Origin of the sequence: Parasphingomonas frigoris (genome assembly GCF_036663815.1) — a bacterium.
Taxonomy (GTDB): Bacteria; Pseudomonadota; Alphaproteobacteria; order Sphingomonadales; family Sphingomonadaceae; genus Sphingomonas.
The window spans coordinates 21,337-42,850 of record NZ_JAXOJQ010000005.1 but is presented as its reverse complement, the minus strand read 5'-3'; the positions used below and the strand labels follow the sequence as shown (position 1 = coordinate 42,850).

Genomic DNA, 21,514 nt, shown 5'->3' with positions numbered 1-21,514 from the left:
TCCCCGTCCGACCGACGCCCATGCTCGATTTCTTTGCTGTGCCACCCACCGACCACTCTGCCACGCCAGCTGCAACGGCCAATAAGCGGCTTTACAATTGCATCCGAAGTCAGTCTAAAAGCCTTTAGTCTGTTTGGGGGGCGGGTAGCAAAGTGGTCGAGCCGGTGGATATGAGAGCTGCTGTGTCGCGCAATCGACGACTGGCCATTTTTGCGATTCTGCTAATTGCCGAATTCTTTTATGGCTGGGCTTGGAACTCGGTCGACGTCCTTCGCCCCTTTCAACGCGCCGCCCTGCATCTGTCGTTGCTCGAGGCTGGATCGACGTATTCGGCGCAAGGTGCGGGCGCGCTGATCGGCGCAATCTTGCTTGGCCAATTGGCCGATCGCTTCGGACGCCGGCTGGTTTTTGCGATTCTGGTCTTCGGCTACGGGATTACGCTGATCGCCGGTGTCGCGGTGGCGAGCTACCCGGAATTGCTGCTGCAACGCTTCGTAATCGGTGTGTTCATGGGTGGCTCCTTCCCTGTCGGGGTCGGCATTTACGTCAATCTCTTCGAGGCGCGCGTCCGCGGTCGATTGGCGGGCACCTTGAACGCCTTTTTCAGCTTTTCGATCGTTGCCTTGGGCTTGGCGCTCGGCAAGCTCGGCGGCGCGGACTGGCACATCCTGTTGTGGATCGGCGGCGTGCCGCCGCTCGTCCTTTCGGCGGTTGTCCTGCTCCTGATCCCGGCGCACTCGTCGATTGATCGTTTCCACGTTCGGAGCGGCAAACTTCCGATCGGCGAACTGTTTCGACCCGGGCTCCGTCGCCAGACGCTGTTACTGGCGACGATGACCGGGCTCAATTTCTTCGGCTATCAGGCCTATAGTGGATGGCTGACGACCTACCTCACCGAAACGCGCGGCTTGTCCTCGACGGTTAGCGGCGAGCTTGTCGCCTGGCAGTTCGCGGGCAACATTCTCGGAGGTTTTCTGTGGGGGTGGACGGCGGATCGGTTCGGGCGGCGTTTCAACGCTATCGGCTTCGTTATCGCGTCGGTCGCCATAGCGTGTTTTCTGGCCGCGCCGTCCGACATCGCGCTGCTGAGTGCGATAGGCTTCGTCTATGGCGCGACCCTGTGCTCAAGCGTCATATGGGGACCTTGGCTCGCCGAACTATACCCCCCGCATTTGCGCTCGACGGCCGCATCCATCTTCAACTGGGGCCGGATCATCAGTTTCTTTGCCCCGCTTGTGACCGCTCAGATCGCGGGTAGCTTCGGGCTCGCGGCAGCGATGGGGGCGGCGTGCGTCAGCTTCTGCCTTGCCGCAGTAATCTGGATCCTGCAGCGTGAAACGCTCAACGAGCATAGCGTGTAATCGGGGGAGCAGGTCAGTCCGTCAAAACGGGGAAGATCAGCTGACGTAAAGCGACCAACCTGGATACTTGGGTATGAATAGTCATCTTGCGTAATGTGGCGGGGCGCTGGCCGGGGGGGGGGGAAGGCCAGCGCCCCTGGCAGCCGCGCCCGGAGGGAGGGCGGGAGGCGGCTGATCTGTATCTCTGCGACGAACTCGGCTACTAACCCTACCGCCCGCTTCAATCTGTACGAAGCGGCCTGCCTTGCTACCGTTGAGACGGTTTTGTCTTTCTGGCTAGCGAACGTCTTTACCGATCCGAGCGGACTTGGCTGAAAACGCGCACAAGTCGCCAACCGTTTTCATCCGCGCGATACCACTTAAATTGCGGGTTACGAACGCGCGCAAAACTCGTCGCGGTGACGTCATTGGCGCCGATCGCTGCGTCGCCGTTCGACGTCGCCGAAGGCAAGTGCGTGGACGTCGGCGTCACAGTGCATGTGGTCGGTTGGCGTAATCCAATTACGCGAGCTACCGCTCGAACTTCGCCGGGAATTGCAACGGCGTTTGGTTCGTCGATCTTGACTCTAACTGCGCGAACAGACCCATTAAATCACCGACGACAGACAGTCCGGGAGCCATAGCGGCTATCAGCCGCGGGCGCGCCGCTTTGGCGGCCGGCGTCCAACGTCTCTTTCAATTTTGACCGCTTTGCGGCGTAACGCTCTTGATAACTCGGTGATGCGGAACGGTCGGCTCTTAGCGTGCGTCATTTCGCGAGTGCGCGAGCAAATCTGCGCAGATGCGAATCCGTAACGCACGTCAAATGTGGCAATCGAACACACGGTCCTTGCTCGGCTCTTGCGAAGGCTCCTTGTTTACAACCCTAACAAGCTGAGCAGGCTTGTCGCACGTGCTGCGACGCCAGTGGCCCGGGCTAGCCCCGGTTTCTCTCGAAAACACGCGCGTGAAGTGGCTTTGATCCGCGAAGCCGCATTCAATTGCGATTTCTGCAAGCGTCTTCCTCGGATCTTTCATAAGCCCTTTGGCATGATTCACTCTTTCCCTAACCCGCCACGCATGCGGCGGCATCCCGACGGAACATCGGAACGCTCGCGAAAAATGGCTGAGCGATAGGCCACAGTCGTTGGCGACCTCTTCGAGATTAAGCGGCTCATACAGTCGCGCCCGCATTTTTTCCTGCGATCTACGAACCTGCCACGGCGCGAGGCCGCCACGGGCGGTGACCGTAATCGACTCGAGTCGTCCGTATTCGAATACCAAGTGACTAGCCAGTGCGACCAGGATCTGGTCTCGCGTGAAGGTCGGCCGGGAAACAGCGTGGCCTGCGAAACTCGCCAAGCTCGCGCATAGTTCGCGAATGACCGGGTCCGAGATGGCCCGACCGCACGCCGTCCGAAGCAGATCCATAACTCCGCAGTGATGACCACCCGCGCGATCAGCGACACCCTCCAGGAACGAACGGTCAAACCCGATATGGAGCCAACGCGACGAGCCGGTGCGCCAGAGTCGCGGATTCGTGCCGAGGTCGAGCATTATCACCTGATCCGAGCCCAGGTCGCAGCCGAGCTCCGAGCCGACGTCGTCGCTGGATCGATGGACGCCAATCGAACTCAGCGGAAATCTCAGAACCAACGCGTCACGAGCTTGGCAGGTGGCTCCCCGAAATCCGCCAATCTGCTCGTAGTCCGAGACGGTGACCGCTGTGCCCCCCACCCAAGCGGATGCTCCGATAGCTTCCCCAAGCGAAACGGAGACTTCCGAGTTACGCGATGGCGCGATGGGCGATACCCGCTCAACCTCAACGTGCACCGGGCCAAATGATTTTTTGTGAGAAAAGTATGCCATGTCGTCATCCTCCATCATCAGGAGGGTCTGGACACGTGGCGCAGATCAGTATTATCCAATATTGCTACATGCGCTTAAATGAGATCAGGCGATACTTATGTATAAGTATACGAACATATAATACTCATCTCTAGCTTGATAACTATTTTAAGAATCTCATACTTATCTGCATGCTTGGCGGTATCGCCCCGGACTGATTCCGGTTGCCCGCTTAAAGGCCTTTGTGAAATTGGCTTGCCCGGAGAACTGGCAGGTAAGCGATATGTCGACGAGCGGTGTGTCCGAATAGGCAAGCAAATGCTTCGCTCTGTCCAGTCGGCGTTCGCTGAGATACGCATGGGGGGAGCGCCCCATGGCCAACTGAAATGCTCGCATAAAGTGGAATTGGCTGAAGCATGCGGCGTCCGCAATTTCTTTGACGCTGATCCCTTCTTCAAGATTGTCCTCGATGAAGTGCAAGACGCGGGCCAATCGTTTCGGATCGAGCAAGCCCTTTGCGAGCGCCACTGGAATTTTTGAGGATGTTTCCAGATGATCAGTGGCAAGCGTTGTAATTAGCTCTATTGCCAGTGCGTCAATCTTCAATCCGCCTGATGAGCTCTCATTACGAAGTTCACGAACGATCTCACGCGTGATATTATTGATGATCGGGTCTGAAACTTCGCATTCGTAGCGAATGTTATGGGCTGTGCATTGAAGCCCCCATTCACGTTGAGCCTGAACGAAGGTGTGCTGTGGGATGTAAATATGAAGCACTTCGGGAAAGTCGCTGGAAAGGCGAGTCGCTTCCTCCTTTATGCCGGCCGGACAAAGCCACATCGTGTCTGGAGCCGTGATCACTTCCTGAGTGACCCCGCCCGAGGAACGCGTCGAAGTGGCGTGCCCTGTATCACGGATGACTTGGGTTATCTCGGCGTCCTGGGTCGTGAACGCCGGAATCTCGCCGACTTTATGGCTTCGAAGCTCGGAAGACAGAAGTGTCCACGAGCGGTGCTTCGACGTCGCGATCAAGGCAGCGTCCCTGAACTTTTCTATTCCGTGCCCTTCCACAACGTTGCTCCTCAACCTCTGGGCTATCTGGAAACACCCGGGAATAACCCGGCCCCGCAGCCTACCACCATTCCCTCAACCTGTTTCGTAGCAAGCAAATAGCATGACGACCGAGTATCGTCGGAAAACTTGAATATAGGCCGTCTGTGTAATGCATGAGCGGTGTGTGTGGCAGCGCCTATTATACGCCCGTATCATATTGCCTCATCGCACAACGCAATAGGTTGACCGAAAGGAAACGCCCACGCCATGGAAAAGGTCTTCTCGCGCTGGCCGAGCCACACCCAACCATCGGCGCGGACGAACGACGAGGGGCCGAAGCCGCAATATCCAGAGTGGATGCTCACTCCGTCACGAACGGCGTGGCTTCAGCAGGCGAGATGGCTAGGGGCGGCAGCGGCGTCCGTCCTTCCTCCGGCCGCGCTCGCTTTCGCAGGCGGCATGACCGAAGGTGCCCTCGGCTGGGTCCCTCTACCGCTCGCTCTTGCAATCATTCTTAGCCTGGCAACGGCTATAGCCTACATCGTCCTCAGTCGAGCAGCGCTCACCGACTACAAAGCCCGCTACGAAGCGGTGTTCGAACGCGCCAGCGTATCGACCTGGCTCGAGGACTGGAGTGCAGTCGGCAGGAAAATATCGGCGCTAAAGCGCGCGGGCGTTAGCGACGTGGAAGGATATTTCGCGACCAGACCCGACGAGCTACGGGAGCTGTGCGCCCAGGTCTCAATCAAGGACTGCAACGCATTCGCGGTCGAGGAAGCGGGTGCGGTCGACAAGGCCGCGCTGAAGGGCCCGCTGGATACCATGCTTCCGCACACCGATCAGACCTTTGTCCAGTGGCTTGTGGCATTCGCGCAGGGCGATCGCTTCTTCAGGTCTGAAGCCCACATAACGCGTCCGGGCGGCGCCCAGTCAGAAAGCCTGTTCACGGCAACGCTACCACGCGATCTCAAGGGGTTCGCCGATATCTTCGTCACATCGTTAGACATCACTGGATACAAGATACAGCAGGCAAAACTGCTCGCAGCAGACGCGGCGATCGCGCGGGCCTCGCGCATTTCGTCCGTCGGAGCGTTCAGCGCCTCGATCGCGCATGAGGTGAACTCACCACTTGCCGCGGTGCTCGCAAATGCACAGGCGGCCCTTCGCTGGCTGAAACGGGCTGACCCAGACGTGGAGGAGGCAACCGAAGCAATTGCCGCAGTCGTTACCGATGCAACGCGCGCGCAACACATCATCGCGCGAACCCGGGCCTTCATCAGTAACACCGCGACGCCGATGGGACCATTCGACGTGGTGGCCGCCGCGCGCGAAGCGAATTTGCTTGTCGAACGAGAACTGCGGGTCTGTGGTGCGGCGGTTCATCTCCGCGCGGACCCGGGGCTGCCCCGCGTGAATGGCGACCTCGTCCAGACACAGCAGGTCCTCACGAACCTCCTCATCAACGCCGCGCACGCCGTTGCTGATCAGGAGGGGTCAAGAGACGTCACCCTAACGCTGAGCCGCGATGGCCAGAACGTTCGTATCGACATCGCCGACACTGGCCACGGGATCGAAGCAACGGAGCTCGAGCGGATATTCGATCCCTTCTACACCACGAAGCGCGATGGGATCGGAATGGGGTTGGCCATCTGTCGCAATTGCATCGATGCGCAGGGGGGCAACATCTGGGCGACGAGTGATGTCACAAAAGGCGCGACAGTCCATTTCACATTGCCAATCTACCATGACTGAGAACGCGGTTGAGCCGCACGCTGGAGTCGTCGCGATAGTCGATGATGACGAGGCTATTAGAATGGCAATTGGCCGGCTGATCCGGACAATTGGATATCACTCTCGCACCTTTCCAAGCGCCGAAGGTCTGCTGCTCGAGATCGAAAACTTCCTGCCAACCTGCATCATCACCGATATACAGATGCCTCAAATGAATGGCCTCGACCTTGTCAAAGAGCTCGTCAAACGAGGGGTGAAAGTCCCTGTCATGGTCATGACCGCCTATCCGAGCCTAGCAAATCGCGAACTCGCGCTCCTCGCGGGCGCGAGCGAATATCTGACAAAACCGCTGGACATCGGCCGATTGGAAGCGTGGCTCTCTAAAGTGGATTCGAGGCATAGGCCTTTGTAATCATTCATGATGATCGGCGCTACTTAATGTAGGCCGTCTAGACCCTATTCAGGAGGGGACCGCGTATGTGGGGGGTCACGCAGCAAAAACTCAAGATATCACGACTTCTCATTATCTCACTTGCCACCGCGACGTGGATGGGTGCGTCCCCTCTGTCGGCCCAGACCATCGCTTCTGGGCTCACCCAAACTGGAGTGGACGCCGTCAAGGCGGATGAAGACGAGATAATCGTGACGGCCCAGCGTCGCAGCGAGCGACTGAGCGACGTTCCGATTGCGGTCAGCGCCTTCAGCGCAAATCAGCTGGCGACGTCGGGTGTCAACTCAACGATCGACCTATCGATCGTCACGCCGGGTCTGCAGTTCGGCACGCAGGCTGCCTACGGCCAGCCGTTTCTGCGCGGTATAGGCACGACCGCCACGGGACCTGGCGTCGAAAGCCCGGTCGCGCTGTATGTGGACGGTGTGTACTACGGCGCGATGATCGGCTCGATCATGACCCTCAACAATGTCGAGCAGATCGAGGTCTTGAAAGGCCCGCAAGGCACCCTGTTCGGACGCAATGCGACCGGCGGTCTCATCCAGATAACCACAAAGGATCCCTCCCAGCAGCCAGCAGGTTCCATCACTGCCGGCTACGGCAGCTACCAGACCGTGGTGGCGGATCTCTACCTGACCGGCGGGGCAGCGAGCACGCTTGCAGGCGATCTTGCCGTGCACTTCCAGGACCAAGGGAAGGGATTCGGGACCAACCTCTTTACCGGTAACGAGGTCAACAAGACCCTGGACCTTTCTGTCCGCAGCAAATGGCTGTGGACCCCGTCGGCAGACACGTCGGTGCGGCTGAGCGTCGATTACCAGCACCAGACCTTTCGCCAGGCATACGTCCCCGCACCGGGCACGAAGCCACCCGGCGACACGCCCTATACCGGGGATCCGCAAGGGCTGAACGGTATCTTCGACCCTGACGGACGATTGAACCAAGGGGGCATCAGCCTTCAGATCAAACACAGGTTCGGCAGTGCGGAGCTGATCAGCACAAGTGCCTATCGCGCTTCCAACGTATTCGTGGCATTCGATGGCGGCCTCACCCGAGACCCAGGTTCAGTTCTCAACCTTCAGATTTTCGAAAAGCACGCTCAGCTCACTCAAGAGTTGCAGCTTAATTCGACTGGCGTGGGCGGGCTAAAATGGTCCACAGGCCTGTACCTCTTTCATGCCGACGGCAAATCCGATCCGTTGGTGATCACCACGCTTGGAGCTTTTGGGCCGCCTCCGGACGGCCTCAACAACATCTATGTTTCCTCGCAGCAGAAAACGGACTCGATCGCCATCTACGGTCAGACCACCGGCGAGGTTCTGCCGGCGACCAACCTCACAACCGGGCTGCGCTTCACCACCGAACGTCGAAATTTCGAAATTGGTGAGACGCTGGAAACCTTCACTGGCGCAAAGTCATCGGTTCCTGCTGAGCGGGCCCAGAAGACGTTCAGCAAGCTGACATGGCGCATTGCTCTCGATACCCGACTGTCGCCCAATGCAATGATCTACGGGTCCTATAATCGCGGTTTCAAAGCTGGCGGCTTCAACGATTATCTAACGCCGCCCCAGTCTTATGAGCCCGAGACCCTCGACGCCTACGAAATGGGCGCCAAAGCCGATTTTTTCCGGAAACGGCTGCGTCTGAATACCGCGGTGTTCTACTACGACTATAAGAACATCCAGACGGTCGAATATCCGCTCGGTGTCGAGATCATCCGCAACGCCGCCAGAGCGCGGTTATATGGCGTCGACATCGATGCCCAGGCATTCCTTGGACAGCAACTCACGCTCACCGCGGGCTTCGAGTACCTCCATGATCGCTTCACGAGCTTTCCCGATGCCACGATCGCGATCCCGCTGCCCGGTGGGGGGACAGGTTTCACGCGTGGTGACGTAAAGGGGCACCGTCTGGGCCTGGCGCCTGACTACACTATCAGCGCCAGCCTCACCTACAAGCTGCCGACGACCATCGTTGCGGAGCGTTGGGGCACAGTGTTCGCTAACGCGACCTGGAACCACAATGACGGCTTCTTTGCCGAGCCGGAGAACCGACTGCGGCAGCCGGCCTATAACGTGGTCAATGCCCGGATCGCCTAAACCCTGCATGATCGGCTCACCAGTTTGATCGTATGGGGCAACAACCTCACTCAGGCGACATATGCCGTGGCATTGGCGTCGCAGGACACCGGCGATTTCGCAATCTATGCTCCGCCCCGAACATATGGCTTCAAGATCGAACGACGTTTCTGAACGCAGGGAATAGCGCCGGCGCGCCCACGGTCAGGATTCGCCGACCTCGTATTCCACTTTGGCCTTCGTCTAGCGCGGAATTCTTTGTCGCCTCGGGACAAGTGCGCCCCCCTATCGCCGGCGTGCTGCGATGACACCGAGCGATTCAGCCATCCTGACGAGGTCAGGCAACGATCTCGCGCATAGCTTCTCCATGACACGACCCTTGTGGACCTTGGCGGTGATCTCGGTGATCCCGAGCTCGCCGGCGATCTGCTTGTTCATCAGGCCACCGATAGCCAGAGTCATCACCTGGCGCTCGCGGTCGGTCAGCGTCGCGAATCGGCTATTGAGCTGACGCTGTTCGACGCGTTCGAGGGTGGCACAGGCATCGAGCTTGAGCGCCTCATGTATCGCTCCCAAAAGCACCGTCTCGTCCACAGGCTTCGTGAGGAATTCGGCCGCACCTGACCGCATGGCCCGAACGGTCATCGGAATCGTGCCGTAGCCGGTAAGGAAGATGATCGGCGTGGTGCTCCCGCCGTCCTGCAGGGCGGCCTGCACCGCGAGGCCGCTTTCGCGTTCGAGCCTCATATCCAGCACGATGCAGGACGGCGTTTCTGTCGAGAGAGCCTCTTGCAGACCGGCCGCGTCCGCATGGCCCACGGCATCTAGGCCGTGCGAACAGACAAGGCGTATTAGAGCCGCGCGAAGCAGCTCGTCATCATCGACGATGTGAACGCGCCCCGAGACCGACACGTCCGTATCGACCTCCGCACTGAGTTGACATGCCTGCACGCTGATGTCCTTTCTTCTCCTTGAGAAAGTATGCCTGCGTCCGCGTGCCGTCTTATCCCAGGTTGCGCAATCCAGGCGCCACGTCGCGGTTCGGCGTGTCTGACCTCACCTGGAAGGATCGTGCACGCACAGCCGCCACCGTATTCGTCGCGCCCATGAAATGTTCGGACTCGGGGTAGGCTTCGAAGTTGGGTTCGGCCCCAGTTCCGCTTGATCAGTGTGATCTGTACCGGAGGAGATTTCCCCGGGAGATCCAGCCATTGCTGATCAACGCGTATGACGCTTTGCATCATCAGGCATTCGCATTGGTTGCTCAACGCATGAATGGGTCCGATCTAACGCCATTTCACAAGCGGCAGAGCAACGTGGACGGTGGCAGCGTGCCCACTCCCTTAACCTCCGTTGCTAGATCACCCCGGGGCTTCAGATTCGGTGCCAGGTCAGCACGGCGCTGGTTAAACCCGAAATACTAGAGAACGGCGTTCCGCCCGAAAATCCCGCGTTCTACGTCGGCGGAGTGGCGGGCGGGCGTTGCGCAGATGGCGCATGCGGCCCTAGCTTCACTTGGACGACGCGAACGCATCGAAGCATTATAGACAGGCCACGATGACCACGCCGCCACCGATGGCGACAATGTCCTCGATGATCGCGGCATGACGGCCACTCTTCAGCCGAGTGGCGAGCCACCCGCGAAACGCTGCGCCACCCAGCGTGCCGATGACAGCGCCGACCGCGCCACAGACTGCGCCGATCACAAGCTCGCTGGAATGGACGCTCACCGTTGCGCCGCATAGGGCCCCCGAGAAGATACGGGCGCCAAATTGCATCGGCACCGTTCGGCTTGGGGTGGAAGGAAGCTGATCGGTCACCAGTTCGACCGCTGCCGCGAGCGTCAGCAGCCATGACGCCCAGAGCGAGCCCATGAAAGCGAGCCACGTCCCCTCGACGGGGAACACGCCGACATTCGCCGCCCAACTTACGATGGCGGGCGCGGTCATCGACCGCAAACCAGCGACCATCCCAATGAAAAGCGCGAGCAAAAGAACCATAGCAGATCTCCCTGTCTAACCCGTTCGTCAGTCCCGCACCTTCAGGACGATTTTGCCCGGTGAACGCGGTAGCTCGCCCTCAAGCATTCTGTGGGCGGTCGGAGCTTCCTGCAGCGATAATACCGATCCCACGAACGTCTGCAGACCGCCCGATCGAAAGAGCGCGCTGAAACGATCAAGCACATCCGTCGTCACATCGACCAGAATGAAGGCCGCGCGGATGTCGGCAGAGCGAGCGAGTGCCGCATCCGGCGCCGCAACCGCACTGATCAGCGCGCCCCCTTCCCGCACCAGCCCGATGAGCCGGTCCTGCGACGCACCGCCAACAAGGTCGATGGCGGCGTCCACCTTCTCAGCGCCCGTGAAATCCCGGTCCAAGACAATGTCAGCGCCGAGCTTCCTCAACTCCGATGCGTCGGCGGCGCTTGCCGTCGTCGAGACCCTCAAACCCGCCGCGCGCGCAAACTGGATCGCGAAGCGCCCCACATTGCCGGCGCCCCCATGGATCAGCACGCTCTGGCCACCGACGAGGTGTGCGTGATCGAAGAGCATCTGCCAGGCCGTAGCAGCGATAACGGGGACGGATGCTGCATCGATATGCGAAATCAGTTCGGGCTTTCGGGCCATCATCGCGGCCTTGCAGACCGCGAATTCGGCATTGCCATCGGTGAACCGCGTGTTGGTGACGCCGTATACGCTCTGGCCGTTCGCGAACGAGGTCGCGTCACGTCCGACGTCCACGACTATGCCCGACACGTCCGACCCCAGCGTCAGCGGCAATGGCTGCGGGAGGGCGCTCTTGCCGGCGCGGATCCACCCGTCCCACGGACCGACGCCTGCGGCGTGGACCTCCACGAGGATTTCATCTGCCGATGCGACTGGGATCGAGATTTTCTCGATCTTGACCGCATCGGGGCCGCCAAACGCGTGAACGCGCGCCGCGAGCATCGAAGTTCTGCTCGGTGCGTCATTCGGTTGCGAATGGTCGCTCTCGCTATGCATGACGTGACTCCTAAGCCTTAGTTCAAGACGATATGATTCCAGAGGACAGTCGCGAACGCCGAGATGCCCTTAGAAATGGAACGATACGCCAGCGCTGGCGATCACCGGATCGAGCGCCACGCGCGCATGGGCCGGAAGTGTCCCCGACGCCGTGTCGGTCTTCCCGTTCGCGTCCACCGCGACCCAGATCTTCTTGACGTCAACGAACACAGCGGCGTGCTTGGTGACGCGATATTCGGCGCCCGCCTGGACCAGTGGGCCGTTGCCGTCGCTGACCTTCAGGTCGCGGATCGCGCTACCCCGAACGTGATAGACGAGCGTGTAGTTGTAACCGCCCCCGATATACGGTCGAAATTTCCCCAGCGTCGGCAGGTTATACTGAAGCCCAAGCGCGGACGGCCCATAGTGAGCACTCCCCAGCAGGCCTGCGCCCGATAGCGTTCCGGCTCCATGAATCCTGGCTGTGGGTGGAATGCCAACTGTCAGTGAGACAGACCAATTTGGACGCACGAACCATCCTGCTTCGAACGCAAATCCGGTGTTGTTGCTGACCGAGGCATCAGCACCCGCCACAGACTGGCGCGCCACCTCGACCTTGGCGGTCGCGTCGAAGGTCGCGAAAGCGGGGCCGCCCCTGATGAAGAAGCGATCCTTCGCTTCCTGGGCGCAGGCGGGCGACGCACTGACGAGGAAGATCGCCAGGGCCGGAAACCATTTCATCTCAACCTCCTCAAAAAGGATATTGCGCCGAGCTGTGCTGGACCGAGATCCAGTGCTCGGTCGTGAATTCGTCGATCATCCCCTTGCTGCCGAAACGCCCGAGGCCGCTGTTCTTCTCGCCGCCAAACGGCAGCTGCGGCATGTCGATCGCGGGAATGTCGTTTATGTGCGTCATCCCCGCCTCGATGCGTTGCGCGATCCGAAGCGCCCGGCCCTCGTCGCGGCACAGCACGCCACTCGTCAGTCCATATTCGGTGGCGTTGGCGAGATCGACGGCGTCGTCGTCGTCGCGCGCGCGCAAGATCGGCGCAATCGGGCCGAAAATCTCATGACGTGCAATATCCATGTCGGCCGTCACGTTATCGAAGACATGCACCGGCAAGATCAGCCCATGGGCATCTCCGGATAGTCGGACGCGAGCGCCTTGCTCGAGCGCCTTACTGATTATCCGCTGCAGACGATCAAACTGCTTGCGGTTGATGATCGGGCCATATGCCGTCGCGGGATCGGCCGGATCCTGGTTTTTCAGTGCGGCCGCACGCGTTACGAAACGATCGACGAAATCGTCGTGGATGGCGTCTGCGACGATGATCCGGTTCACCGCTATGCACATTTGACCCTGATGGAACAGCTTGCCGACCACGGCCGTGTGAACCGCAGTGTCGAGGTCGACATCCTCCGTGATTACCAGAGGGCCGTTCCCACCTAGCTCCAGCATCGCCTTCTTTATCATCGGCGAAGACACGGCGATCCGCCCGACACGGCGGCCGACCTCTGTGGAGCCCGTGAAAGAGAGCACCCGCGGTATGCGGTGACCGGTAAAGTGATCTCCCAGCACTCGGACATCGCCTGAAATCACGCTAAGCACTGCAGCGGGCAATCCCGCTTCCTCGAAGATCTTGGCAATCAGCAGGCCGCCGGTGATTGGGGTATCGATCGCAGGCTTGACGACGACAGCGTTCCCGAGAGCGATCGCTGGCGCTATCGAGCGCATGCTGAGGTGCATCGGCCAGTTCCAGGGGCTTATCACTCCGACGACGCCTACGGGCCGCCGATAAATCCTATTCTCCTTGTCGGCATAATCGCCGAATATGATGCGTCCCTCCACACGTGACGGAAGCGTCGCGGCTTCCAGAACCGAGTTGTGCACCGCCCACCATTCGATCTGCGCCTTTGCGAAAGTGCTGCCGGACTCGCGAACCAGCCAGTCGACGATCTCGTCGCGTCGGACTTCCATGATCCTGCCGGCCGCACGGAAGACTTCCGCGCGGATCCCCGGGAGTTGAACAGCCCACTTTCGTTGCGCTTCCTGTGCCGCCTCGTATGCGGCGTCGATGTCTTCCGTCGTGGCATTCGAAATGCGTGCGATGGTATCCCCGCTCCACGGGCTTGGCACATCCATTGCCTCACCAGATTGGCCCGAGCGCCATTCGCCAGCGATGTAGAGGTCGCCAAAGTGATACTTTTCCGCTCGAGCGGTCTGCTGCGTGTTCATGCCACCGGCCCCGCTCGCTGTGCTTCTCGCGCGTGCAATTCCACCCAATCGGCAAATCGCTCCATGAAGCTGTCCAAGAGTTTGGCGAAGCCTTCGGTGGCTGGATTTCCCTGCCCGTCGAACAACGCCGCCGAATTGCTCAGGTACATCTCGGGCTGAGCGAGGGTCGGCATGTTCAGGAACATGAGCGTTGACCGCAGCGCGTGGTTGGCCAAAATCCCGCCCATCGCTCCAGGCGATTGACTGACGATGGCTGCTGGCTTGCGGTCGAACACGCTCTGGCCGTACGGGCGCGACCCAATGTCGAGAGCGTTCTTCAGGCCGCCTGGCACGCCGCGGTTATATTCCGGTGTGACCAGGAGGAAGGCAGAGGCCGCGAGGGCAGCTTCACGGAACGCCGTGTGTTCGGGCGGAGCGTCGAGTTCCTCATCCTGATTATAGAGGGGCAAAGCTCCGATCGGCAGACGGCTCAGCACGAGGCGTGGATCGCCACGAGCGATCAGCGCGTCGGCGACCTGACCGCTGAACGAGTTGGCGCGGAGGCTGCCGACCAGGACCGCCACAGGGATTTTGTAGGTCACGCGCTATCTCCTATCTTTTCGGCTTGGGGGCATCGTTCCGATCAGGAACGACGAGGTCCCGCTCGTTCGAGTTCATGATGAAGGTCGCCATCAACCGCGCCGGCGCGGTCGCGCTCGCATTTTCGCTGACCGTGTGATGCGCGCCAGGCGCCTCGACCCAGCTCTCTCCCGCGCGATAAATGCGCGCCGGTGCACCATTGACCGAGCTTCGGATCTCGCCCGACAGGACATAGGCGACGATGAACGCGGACGCCGGGTGACGATGCGCGGGCGATGCCCCCGCCGGCGGATAATCAACCATCGCAGCCAAGATCGTCTTGCCTGGAATGTTAGAAATGGCGTGACGAAACGCCGGGGTCACGGTTTCCGGCAATGGCGCCGAGGCGCCCAATGCAAGGGAACCGACCCCAAGAAACAAAGCACGATACATAGCGCACCTCCAATGGACTGCGTTACATGTGAGCCGGTACCGCGCTCCGTTCTTGTAGGTTCACCGCGCGCTTTGGCTCTCGTCAGCAAAGTTGGCGGGGCAAATCTCGCAGCTGCTTGCCACGCCGCCGATACGTGCGCGAAACCGCACGATGATTCATCGATGTCGCATCGTCTCGGCCGCCCGTGGCCGCGTGTCTCCTGGTCAAACGCTTCGGGTCCCTGAGGGCCGACATCAATTACAAACCGAGGTCCCGTGGGCAGATCGCTTCACGACGCCCGGGCAGTCTTTCGCTAGACTGGAAATGATCTAACGGCTGATCGCGCGTAAGTCCGACAGCTACCGAAGGGACGCTAAACATGCCTCATCTCCCTGACTTCGAAGCATGGGCGATCTTCGCGAAGGTCGCCGAAAAAGGGTCGTTCATCCAAGCTGCCGAGGATCTCGGTCTCGCGAAGACGACAGTGTCAAAGACAATTACGCGGCTCGAGGAACGGATGCGAACGACGCTTCTTCACAGAACCACGCGCAAACTCTCACTGACTGAGACGGGGCGGCTTTCACTCGAGCGTGCGCTGCGCATACTCGCCGATGGTGCCGCGATCGAATCGGATATTCTAGAGGAGGCCGCTATACCGCGTGGCCTCGTTCGAATGGCCTGTACCACCGGGTTTGGCGGCAAGTCCCTTGCGCCTGTCCTGCCAAAATTCATGAAGCTCTACCCCGATATCGAGATCGACCTGTGCCTCACGGAAGATCAGGTCGACGTCGTCGCGGACGGCTACGACGTCGCGATCCGCATTGGGCAGGGCGCAGATTCGTCGCTGCGAACGAGCCGCCTTTTCTCGTTCCGGCGCCCGCTCGTCGCAGCTCCGGAGTTCATCGAGCGGTTTGGCCTGCCGGAACATCCAAGCGACCTGATCCGCTTCCCTGCGATCATCCCGACGCACGTCCCGTGGGGTTCGGAGTGGGAATTCGCGCGGGAAGGCGATGCGCCGATCGCCGTTCACATGAAAGGCGCGTTCAGGGTCAATAGCGTTGCCGCCATAGTCCCTGCCGCCATCGAAGGGCTTGGCTTGGCGCTGATGCCCGAATACTTCCTGTGGGAGGAACTCAACAGTGGTGCACTCGTGGAACTGCTCCCTGACTGGGCGGCACCCCCGGGGCCCGTCTATCTGGTGACTCCCCCCGGCCGGGCCCGGCCGGCGCGCGTGCGGGTGCTCCTGGATTTCCTGCGTGAACATTTCGCCACTCAACCCTGGGCGAACGGCATAGAACGCTGATCAGTTTATCCTGAAGCTGACGTCGACGTTACCACGCATGGCATTCGAATACGGACAAATGGCATGCGCGAAGTCGACCACACGCGTCGCTGTGGGCTGGTCAAGGCCGGGCAGATCAATCGACAAGGATACTGCAAGCGCCTCGCCGCCGGTTCGGTCGTTCGTCCTCAAGCCGACCGAGGCAGTAACGTTGCTATCGTTCGCTATCGCGACCTTCGCGGCGACGGCCGCGCTCTTGATCGCTGACAGAAAACACGCGGCATAGCCGGCAGCGAAGAGCTGCTCGGGGTTCGTGCCCGGTCCATCGTCGCCTCCCAGAATACGCGGCGTCGACAGTTCCACGCGGAGCCGCCCGTCGGCAGTGGCGGCAGTGCCGGCCCGCCCGCCGAGCGCAGTGGCTTGAGTGGTGTACATGATGCTCATTGATGTATCCGAAAATGCGGTGCGCCTGCCCGTGGGGGGTGGGGGGTCAACGGACAGGCGCAAAACAGATATAGGGACGGTTCTCGGGCGGCATAACGCGCGATTTGCCATCTCATTGGTGCCCGGAGCTCGCCAATTATCCGGCTAGCCGGATCACCGACCCCGGCGTCGCGCGAAAACTGATGGCCATGCGATTGTATGTGTTCATCATGCCGATCGCCAGAGTCAGGTCCGCAAGAGCCCTCGGTTCAAAGGCCTTACTGACCGCGGCATATTCCGCATCGGGAACACCGGTGTCGGCCACAAGTGTGACAGACTCTGCCCAGGCGAGCGCAGCCCGTTCCTGCTCGTCGAACATTCCACCACCTTCGCGCCATGCCTGGACTAGAAAGAGCTTCTCGACTGGAACCTGCTTTGCCAGCAAGTCGCGCGAGTGCATGTCTATGCAATACGCGCAGCCATTAAGCTGGCTTACCCTCAGATAAACTAGGTCAAGGAGCGGCGCGGGCAAACCAGATTGAGCGACGTGACCATACAACTGGCCAAGTGCCTTCATGCCTGCCGGCGACGCTGCATTGTGATCGAGACGATTGGACACTGTTTTCTCCTCTACTCTTTGGTAAACTGCAAATAGAATGTCGCTCGGGCCTCGATTAGTGAGCAGCGGCTCACATGATTGATGCCTCAGCGCCGCCAATCGATTTCAGCTCGAGAAGCCGCCACCGAGACTGCGCGTGAGCGAGACGTCGAGAATGAAAGCGCGCGACTGGAGCGCGCTTAGGACGCGTCGGCGCGTCAGAAGGCGGTCTTCGACAAGCAGGACAGACTGAAAATCGGCGGCGCCTGCGGTGTAACGGAGTTGAGCCAAGCGGTAAGCACGTTCGTTGGATACGACGGCGGCAGAAGCATTGCTTAGCTCGATGGCGAGCTGCCGGCTGCTAACCACGACATCGGCGACTTCGCGAATGGCCTGATTTACCGTCTCGTCGTATGTTGCGATCGCCAGGTCATCGTCGGCCCGAGCGGCGCGGTAGTTCGCTCGCCGCCGTCCACCGTCGAAAATCGGGAGGCTGATCGCCGGCCCTGCCCCGCCAACGTCGGCGCCGCTGTTGAGCAGGTTGCCGATGCCGAGCGCGTCGAACCCGATGAAGCTGAGAAGATTGACGTTCGGGTAGAATTGCGCGCGCGCGACCTTGATCCGCTTCGCTGCGGCTTCGGCTCGCCAGCGCGCTGCAACCACATCGGGGCGGCGTCCTAGAAGATCAACCGACAGGTTCTTGGGCAGGCCAAAGGCGCGCAGGAAGGGAGCTTTCGGGCGCTCGATACGAAGACCGCGGTCGGGTCCCTCACCCAGCAGGGAGGCCAGGCGATTGCGTGCCAGCCCAATCGCCTCGTCGGCCTGCGCAAGTTCTGCCCTTGCAGCGGGTGGCCCTGCTTCCGCCTGGGCGAGGTCAGCATCGGAATCGAAGCCGTGTTCAAACCTAGCCTTGACCAGTCTCAAGCTCTTCTCGCGGATCGCAAGAGTGTCTGCCAGTACATCACGATCGGCGTAGAGACGAGCGAAGTCCGCGTAGTTTGCAGCCACGGAGGATGACACCAATAGTCGCGCTGCCGCTGCGTCGACATTGGCGGCCTGAGCATCCGAGGTGGCGGCCGCCACAGCCGCGCGATTCTTACCCCAGAAATCGAGTTCCCACGAAAACCCCAAGGTTGCGCGGCCGTAGTCGTGATATCCCTGACGCTCCGGCAAGATGGGAATGCCGTCCTGCGTACTTGGCTTTCCGGCAGTGAAGGAGCCGTCGGCCGAGATGGTGGGGAGCGTCGCTGCATCCGCCACGCCGACCAGCGCTTGCGCTTTCCGCAAGCGCGCCGACGCCTGAGCCATGGTTGGCGCGTTGGTCAACGCCTCGTCGATCAGCGCATCAAGCTGGCTGTCGCCATATGCGCTCCACCAGCGCTCGGTCGGCCACCGCGCGTCTGGTGCCGAAAAACCAACAACCGTTTCATAGGCCGTCACTGGTTTCGCCGTCGCCTGCGGACCAAGCCGGGGCGGCGTCACGCAGCCAGCCAACGCCGTCGTCAGCATCATGGCGAGAATGATCTTTTTCATGACCGCCCCCCGCAGCGGAAGCTGCCGCCGACTAGCCCGCTGATCAGTCCGCCATGCGATCGCCCGTCGACGTGGGAGCCGAGCGCGATGCTGGGAGTGACGGACATTCCGGTCGCAAGCCGCTCGAGGCCCGCCTGATTGGGGTCCAGCTGGATTCGCACTGTGAAGCGACGGACGATCTTGGTGAAGTTGCCAGTCGCGTTGTCGGGCGGGAGCACGCCGAACTCCGAGCCACTGGCTCCCTGTATTCCTTCCACCACCCCACAATAGTTTACGCCCGGAACCGCATCTGCGGAGATCTGGACGCGGTCACCCGCAACGATGCGACCGAGCTGCGTCTCCCGCAGATTCGCTTCGACCCACAATCCTCTAGTTGGCGTAATCGCTAGCAAGCGTGTCCCTGTGTTGACGAACTCGCCGAGCCTCACGTTGCGCGCCGCGACGCGTCCCTCGCGAGGAGCAACGATCGCCGTCCTGGCGAGATCGGCGCGTGCGCGAACAAGCCTCGCCTGAGCGCTGCTGAGCTGAGCTTCCGCAGTAAGGCGCTGAGCGTCCAGAACGCCCATCTGCCTGCGCGCGAAGTCGGCTTGCGCCTGCGTCTGCGAAACGCTTGAACTGGCCTTGACGTTATCGGCCCTGGCGCTCTCGAAAAGTTGGCGACTTATCGCGCCTTCGCCGACCAAGGCGTCTGATCTTGCAAAGTCAGCCCGAGTCTTGCCCGCGGTCGCCATCGCCGAAATCGTGCCTGCGTCTGCGACACGGATCTGCGCGCGCTGCAGTAGGTGTTGCGCTGCAATCTGCCGTATCGCCGCGCGGGCTTGCGCGACAACGGCCTCAGCATCCGCGACCGCTGAACGGTAATCCGTGGGATCGATCCGGACGAGCACCTCACCCGGCGCCACCTTCCTGTCATTCTCGGTCAGAACCTGCGTGACGTAGCCGGCGACCTTGGGTGAAATAAACGTGACATCACCCTTCACATAGGCGTTGTCGGTGCGAACGAATCCGACAGTCTGGGGACCTTCGCGGTAAGCGACACCAACGAGCGCGATGCAGGCTCCGGCAGCCAGAAACGCTACCGCAAGACGGCGGCCGGCGGTGAGGCCACGGCGCCCAGGCGCGCCGGTTGGCTCGGGAGGCGACAGCCCTTCGGCCGTCGCTGGTTGGATCGACGTGATCGTGGTCATGCGAGGCTCCTCTCTCGTGTTGCGGGCGCAACTTCGGCGGGAATGCCGGGAAGCGCCCAAACCAGGATTGCGCCCAGAGCGAGCGCGATTGCGGTGACGGTGAAGGCGTCGGCGAACGCCAAGGTGAAAGCCTGCCCTGCCGCTGCGCGGCTGAGCCCCGCCAAGGCGTCACGTTGCGCGGCGACCGCGTCAGCGCTGAACCGTGAGAAGCTGCCCGCCGACAGGGCCAGGCGCTGCGCTGTCTCGGGATCGGTGGCTGCCAAGCGCTCGGTCAGAATGGCGGAGTGAAACTTCTCGCGCTCTGCCACCAGATGGGAGAGGATCGCGAGGCCCACGACGATACCGAAAACCCGCGCGAGGTTGAAGATGACCCCGACGGTGGGCCCGTCCTGCATGGTGGCACCAAACACGGCGTATCGCAGAACCGCCACGGCGAAGAGGCCCATGCCGAAGCCGGCGATGGCAGCCGCCTCGCGGAGTTGCTCGACTGCCCATTCGGAGCCGAGGCCAACGCAGAGATATGATGCCAATGCGAAGCAGCCCAGCCCGGCGGACAGCAGCCACCGGGTGTCCCAATGCCTCGCGACGGCCCAGGCGACAACAATCGATACAGCAGCTGCAGGTGTCATCCAGGCGAGGACTTCGCCGATCTCCGCCGGGCGAAAGCCCTGGATCCGGCCAAGGTATGCAGGCACGATGAAGATCGCGAACAGTGACCCAAAACGAAAGATCAGCGAGAGGGCGATGGCCCAGCTGAAGGTCGACCTCCGAAAGACAGCCAGCGTCAGAAGCGGACGCGCTGCGGTAAGGAGATTATAGACGGCAAACGCCGTGAAGATTGTGCCGCCAACCAACATGGCTGGAATCCACCAGGCTTCGAGCCAGAAGTGGCGCTCTCCCTCAGAAAGGGCGATGAGAATCAAACCGAGACCGAACGATAGCAGTGCGTGGGATATCCAGTCAGTCGACCCGAGCACGCCCTGCCGCCCCTTTTCGCTGGTGAGAACCCGAGACGCCGCGATACAATAAGGGCCAGCGGCAATCGCTTGCGCCCAGAACAGGGCGCGCCATCCCCACGTATCGACCAGAAGCGCTCCGACCGACGCTGCCAATCCAAAGAAGAGGGTCGTTGATGTCGCAAAAAGGGTCATGCCTTCGAACTTGCCTTCGCCGGGGCGCAGCGAGGTCATGACGAGCAACATGAATAACAACGGCAGAACGCCGCCGAAGACGCCGTGCACGAAGCGAGCGAGAAGCATTAAGCCCAAGGATGGGGCCAGCGCGCATGCCACCGACGCAAGGACGAACCCCGTTCCTGTCAGCACCATTGTCCGACCGCGCCCGATGCCGGCGGCAAAACTCGGGGCGATAAGGATTCCGACGACCGCCCCAATATTCTGGCTGGTGTTGACCAAAGCCCCGCTGTCCGCCGCAACGGAGAGACCGCCGGAGATATCGGCGCCCGTCATCACCGCCATCAGTGGGAAGAGCGATCCAAGCACGGCACCGTATCCGGCAACGGCAAGAGCGGCGATGGGGGGCCGGGCTTGGGCTGCGGTCGATACCATGCGACGCTCCTTCTTGCCTTGTGGGCGTTGACGATGCAGCTTTGATAAAGGCGGCCGATTGGTGCGATAATCAGCCTGAGTGGCACCTGATTGGTGCTGGAAGCGAAGCAATCGCAAACACAGCGCCCAGTGGGGCGTGCGGCGGACAGGCGGTTTTATCTTGCAGGAATCCGCTGCGCGTTGTCGCTTTGTGCGATCCCGCTCACGCCAGACT

At 60.9% G+C, this 21,514-nt stretch carries 19 protein-coding genes; 5 read left to right on the top strand and 14 right to left on the bottom strand.

The window, feature by feature from the left end; all coding sequences use genetic code 11:
- The first annotated feature begins 152 nt into the window (after window positions 1-152).
- Window positions 153-1,361 (top strand): MFS transporter, encoded by a 1,209-nt coding sequence (locus tag U1872_RS16060; protein WP_332793927.1) that lies wholly within the window; start codon window positions 153-155, stop codon window positions 1,359-1,361.
- Window positions 1,362-2,162: 801 nt separating this feature from the next.
- On the opposite strand, the gene U1872_RS16055 is transcribed toward U1872_RS16060, so the two are convergent.
- Both U1872_RS16055 and U1872_RS16050 read right to left on the bottom strand, forming a co-directional pair.
- Window positions 2,163-3,227, bottom strand: coding sequence for a helix-turn-helix domain-containing protein (locus U1872_RS16055; RefSeq protein WP_332793926.1), 1,065 nt, complete (start codon window positions 3,225-3,227; stop codon window positions 2,163-2,165).
- 144 nt (window positions 3,228-3,371) lie between these two features.
- On the bottom strand, window positions 3,372-4,220 hold the full coding sequence (locus tag U1872_RS16050) for a helix-turn-helix domain-containing protein (protein WP_332793925.1): 849 nt from the start codon (window positions 4,218-4,220) through the stop codon (window positions 3,372-3,374).
- 288 nt (window positions 4,221-4,508) lie between these two features.
- On the opposite strand from U1872_RS16050, the gene U1872_RS16045 reads away from it, so the two are divergent.
- The 3 genes from U1872_RS16045 to U1872_RS16035 all read left to right on the top strand — a co-directional run bounded on the left by U1872_RS16045 (window position 4,509) and on the right by U1872_RS16035 (window position 8,522).
- Window positions 4,509-5,993 (top strand): sensor histidine kinase, encoded by a 1,485-nt coding sequence (locus U1872_RS16045; RefSeq protein WP_332793924.1) that lies wholly within the window; start codon window positions 4,509-4,511, stop codon window positions 5,991-5,993.
- The gene (locus U1872_RS16040) at window positions 5,986-6,384 is read left to right on the top strand and encodes a response regulator transcription factor (protein ID WP_332793923.1); all 399 of its coding nucleotides are present in this window, start codon (window positions 5,986-5,988) and stop codon (window positions 6,382-6,384) included. Before U1872_RS16045 ends, U1872_RS16040 begins: the two co-directional genes overlap by 8 nt.
- A 65-nt stretch (window positions 6,385-6,449) precedes the next feature.
- Entirely contained in the window at window positions 6,450-8,522 is a 2,073-nt protein-coding gene (locus U1872_RS16035) for a TonB-dependent receptor (RefSeq protein ID WP_332793922.1), read from the top strand.
- A gap of 264 nt (window positions 8,523-8,786) precedes the next feature.
- Here the strand turns inward: U1872_RS16035 and U1872_RS16030 are convergent, their stop codons facing one another.
- The 7 genes from U1872_RS16030 to U1872_RS16000 form a co-directional block, all read right to left on the bottom strand.
- Window positions 8,787-9,452 (bottom strand): response regulator transcription factor, encoded by a 666-nt coding sequence (locus tag U1872_RS16030; protein ID WP_332793921.1) that lies wholly within the window; start codon window positions 9,450-9,452, stop codon window positions 8,787-8,789.
- Between the two features lie 590 nt (window positions 9,453-10,042).
- Window positions 10,043-10,501 (bottom strand): DUF4126 domain-containing protein, encoded by a 459-nt coding sequence (locus tag U1872_RS16025; RefSeq protein ID WP_332793920.1) that lies wholly within the window; start codon window positions 10,499-10,501, stop codon window positions 10,043-10,045.
- A gap of 27 nt (window positions 10,502-10,528) precedes the next feature.
- Window positions 10,529-11,503: an NADP-dependent oxidoreductase gene (locus U1872_RS16020; protein ID WP_332793919.1), complete on the bottom strand. Its 975-nt coding sequence runs from the start codon at window positions 11,501-11,503 to the stop codon at window positions 10,529-10,531.
- A gap of 69 nt (window positions 11,504-11,572) precedes the next feature.
- Window positions 11,573-12,223 carry an OmpW/AlkL family protein gene (locus U1872_RS16015; protein WP_332793918.1) on the bottom strand — a complete coding sequence of 217 codons (651 nt, stop codon included), beginning with the start codon at window positions 12,221-12,223 and terminating at the stop codon, window positions 11,573-11,575.
- A gap of 10 nt (window positions 12,224-12,233) precedes the next feature.
- Window positions 12,234-13,718: an aldehyde dehydrogenase family protein gene (locus U1872_RS16010; protein ID WP_332793917.1), complete on the bottom strand. Its 1,485-nt coding sequence runs from the start codon at window positions 13,716-13,718 to the stop codon at window positions 12,234-12,236.
- Window positions 13,715-14,299: an NADPH-dependent FMN reductase gene (locus U1872_RS16005; RefSeq protein ID WP_332793916.1), complete on the bottom strand. Its 585-nt coding sequence runs from the start codon at window positions 14,297-14,299 to the stop codon at window positions 13,715-13,717. The genes U1872_RS16010 and U1872_RS16005 overlap by 4 nt, the downstream gene beginning before the upstream one ends.
- A 10-nt stretch (window positions 14,300-14,309) precedes the next feature.
- A complete protein-coding gene (locus tag U1872_RS16000) occupies window positions 14,310-14,600 on the bottom strand; it encodes a cupin domain-containing protein (protein WP_332794119.1) in 291 nt (96 codons plus the stop codon).
- A gap of 488 nt (window positions 14,601-15,088) precedes the next feature.
- On the opposite strand from U1872_RS16000, the gene U1872_RS15995 reads away from it, so the two are divergent.
- Window positions 15,089-16,012, top strand: coding sequence for a LysR family transcriptional regulator (locus tag U1872_RS15995; RefSeq protein ID WP_332793915.1), 924 nt, complete (start codon window positions 15,089-15,091; stop codon window positions 16,010-16,012).
- Here the strand turns inward: U1872_RS15995 and U1872_RS15990 are convergent, their stop codons facing one another.
- The 5 genes from U1872_RS15990 to U1872_RS15970 form a co-directional block, all read right to left on the bottom strand.
- Entirely contained in the window at window positions 16,013-16,435 is a 423-nt protein-coding gene (locus U1872_RS15990) for an organic hydroperoxide resistance protein (RefSeq protein ID WP_332793914.1), read from the bottom strand. It abuts the gene before it with no gap.
- 136 nt (window positions 16,436-16,571) lie between these two features.
- On the bottom strand, window positions 16,572-17,033 hold the full coding sequence (locus U1872_RS15985) for a carboxymuconolactone decarboxylase family protein (protein ID WP_332793913.1): 462 nt from the start codon (window positions 17,031-17,033) through the stop codon (window positions 16,572-16,574).
- A gap of 105 nt (window positions 17,034-17,138) precedes the next feature.
- Window positions 17,139-18,545 carry an efflux transporter outer membrane subunit gene (locus U1872_RS15980; protein WP_332793912.1) on the bottom strand — a complete coding sequence of 469 codons (1,407 nt, stop codon included), beginning with the start codon at window positions 18,543-18,545 and terminating at the stop codon, window positions 17,139-17,141.
- The gene (locus U1872_RS15975; protein ID WP_332793911.1) at window positions 18,542-19,732 is read right to left on the bottom strand and encodes an HlyD family secretion protein; all 1,191 of its coding nucleotides are present in this window, start codon (window positions 19,730-19,732) and stop codon (window positions 18,542-18,544) included. Before U1872_RS15975 ends, U1872_RS15980 begins: the two co-directional genes overlap by 4 nt.
- Window positions 19,729-21,300: an MFS transporter gene (locus U1872_RS15970; protein WP_332793910.1), complete on the bottom strand. Its 1,572-nt coding sequence runs from the start codon at window positions 21,298-21,300 to the stop codon at window positions 19,729-19,731. The genes U1872_RS15975 and U1872_RS15970 overlap by 4 nt, the downstream gene beginning before the upstream one ends.
- Between the last annotated feature and the right edge of the window lie 214 nt (window positions 21,301-21,514).

Bases quoted from the DNA above. Each gene is read 5' to 3' on its own strand.
- U1872_RS16035 (WP_332793922.1), top strand. From the start codon at position 6,450: ATGTGGGGGGTCACGCAGCAAAAACTCAAGATATCACGACTTCTCATT.
- U1872_RS16040 (WP_332793923.1), top strand. From the start codon at position 5,986: ATGACTGAGAACGCGGTTGAGCCGCACGCTGGAGTCGTCGCGATAGTC.
- U1872_RS16045 (WP_332793924.1), top strand. From the start codon at position 4,509: ATGGAAAAGGTCTTCTCGCGCTGGCCGAGCCACACCCAACCATCGGCG.
- U1872_RS15970 (WP_332793910.1), bottom strand. From the start codon at position 21,300: ATGGTATCGACCGCAGCCCAAGCCCGGCCCCCCATCGCCGCTCTTGCC.
- U1872_RS15995 (WP_332793915.1), top strand. From the start codon at position 15,089: ATGCCTCATCTCCCTGACTTCGAAGCATGGGCGATCTTCGCGAAGGTC.
- U1872_RS15980 (WP_332793912.1), bottom strand. From the start codon at position 18,545: ATGAAAAAGATCATTCTCGCCATGATGCTGACGACGGCGTTGGCTGGC.
- U1872_RS16015 (WP_332793918.1), bottom strand. From the start codon at position 12,223: ATGAAATGGTTTCCGGCCCTGGCGATCTTCCTCGTCAGTGCGTCGCCC.
- U1872_RS15990 (WP_332793914.1), bottom strand. From the start codon at position 16,435: ATGAGCATCATGTACACCACTCAAGCCACTGCGCTCGGCGGGCGGGCC.
- U1872_RS16020 (WP_332793919.1), bottom strand. From the start codon at position 11,503: ATGCATAGCGAGAGCGACCATTCGCAACCGAATGACGCACCGAGCAGA.
- U1872_RS16000 (WP_332794119.1), bottom strand. From the start codon at position 14,600: ATGGTTGATTATCCGCCGGCGGGGGCATCGCCCGCGCATCGTCACCCG.
- U1872_RS15975 (WP_332793911.1), bottom strand. From the start codon at position 19,732: ATGACCACGATCACGTCGATCCAACCAGCGACGGCCGAAGGGCTGTCG.
- U1872_RS16025 (WP_332793920.1), bottom strand. From the start codon at position 10,501: ATGGTTCTTTTGCTCGCGCTTTTCATTGGGATGGTCGCTGGTTTGCGG.
- U1872_RS16010 (WP_332793917.1), bottom strand. From the start codon at position 13,718: ATGAACACGCAGCAGACCGCTCGAGCGGAAAAGTATCACTTTGGCGAC.
- U1872_RS16055 (WP_332793926.1), bottom strand. From the start codon at position 3,227: ATGATGGAGGATGACGACATGGCATACTTTTCTCACAAAAAATCATTT.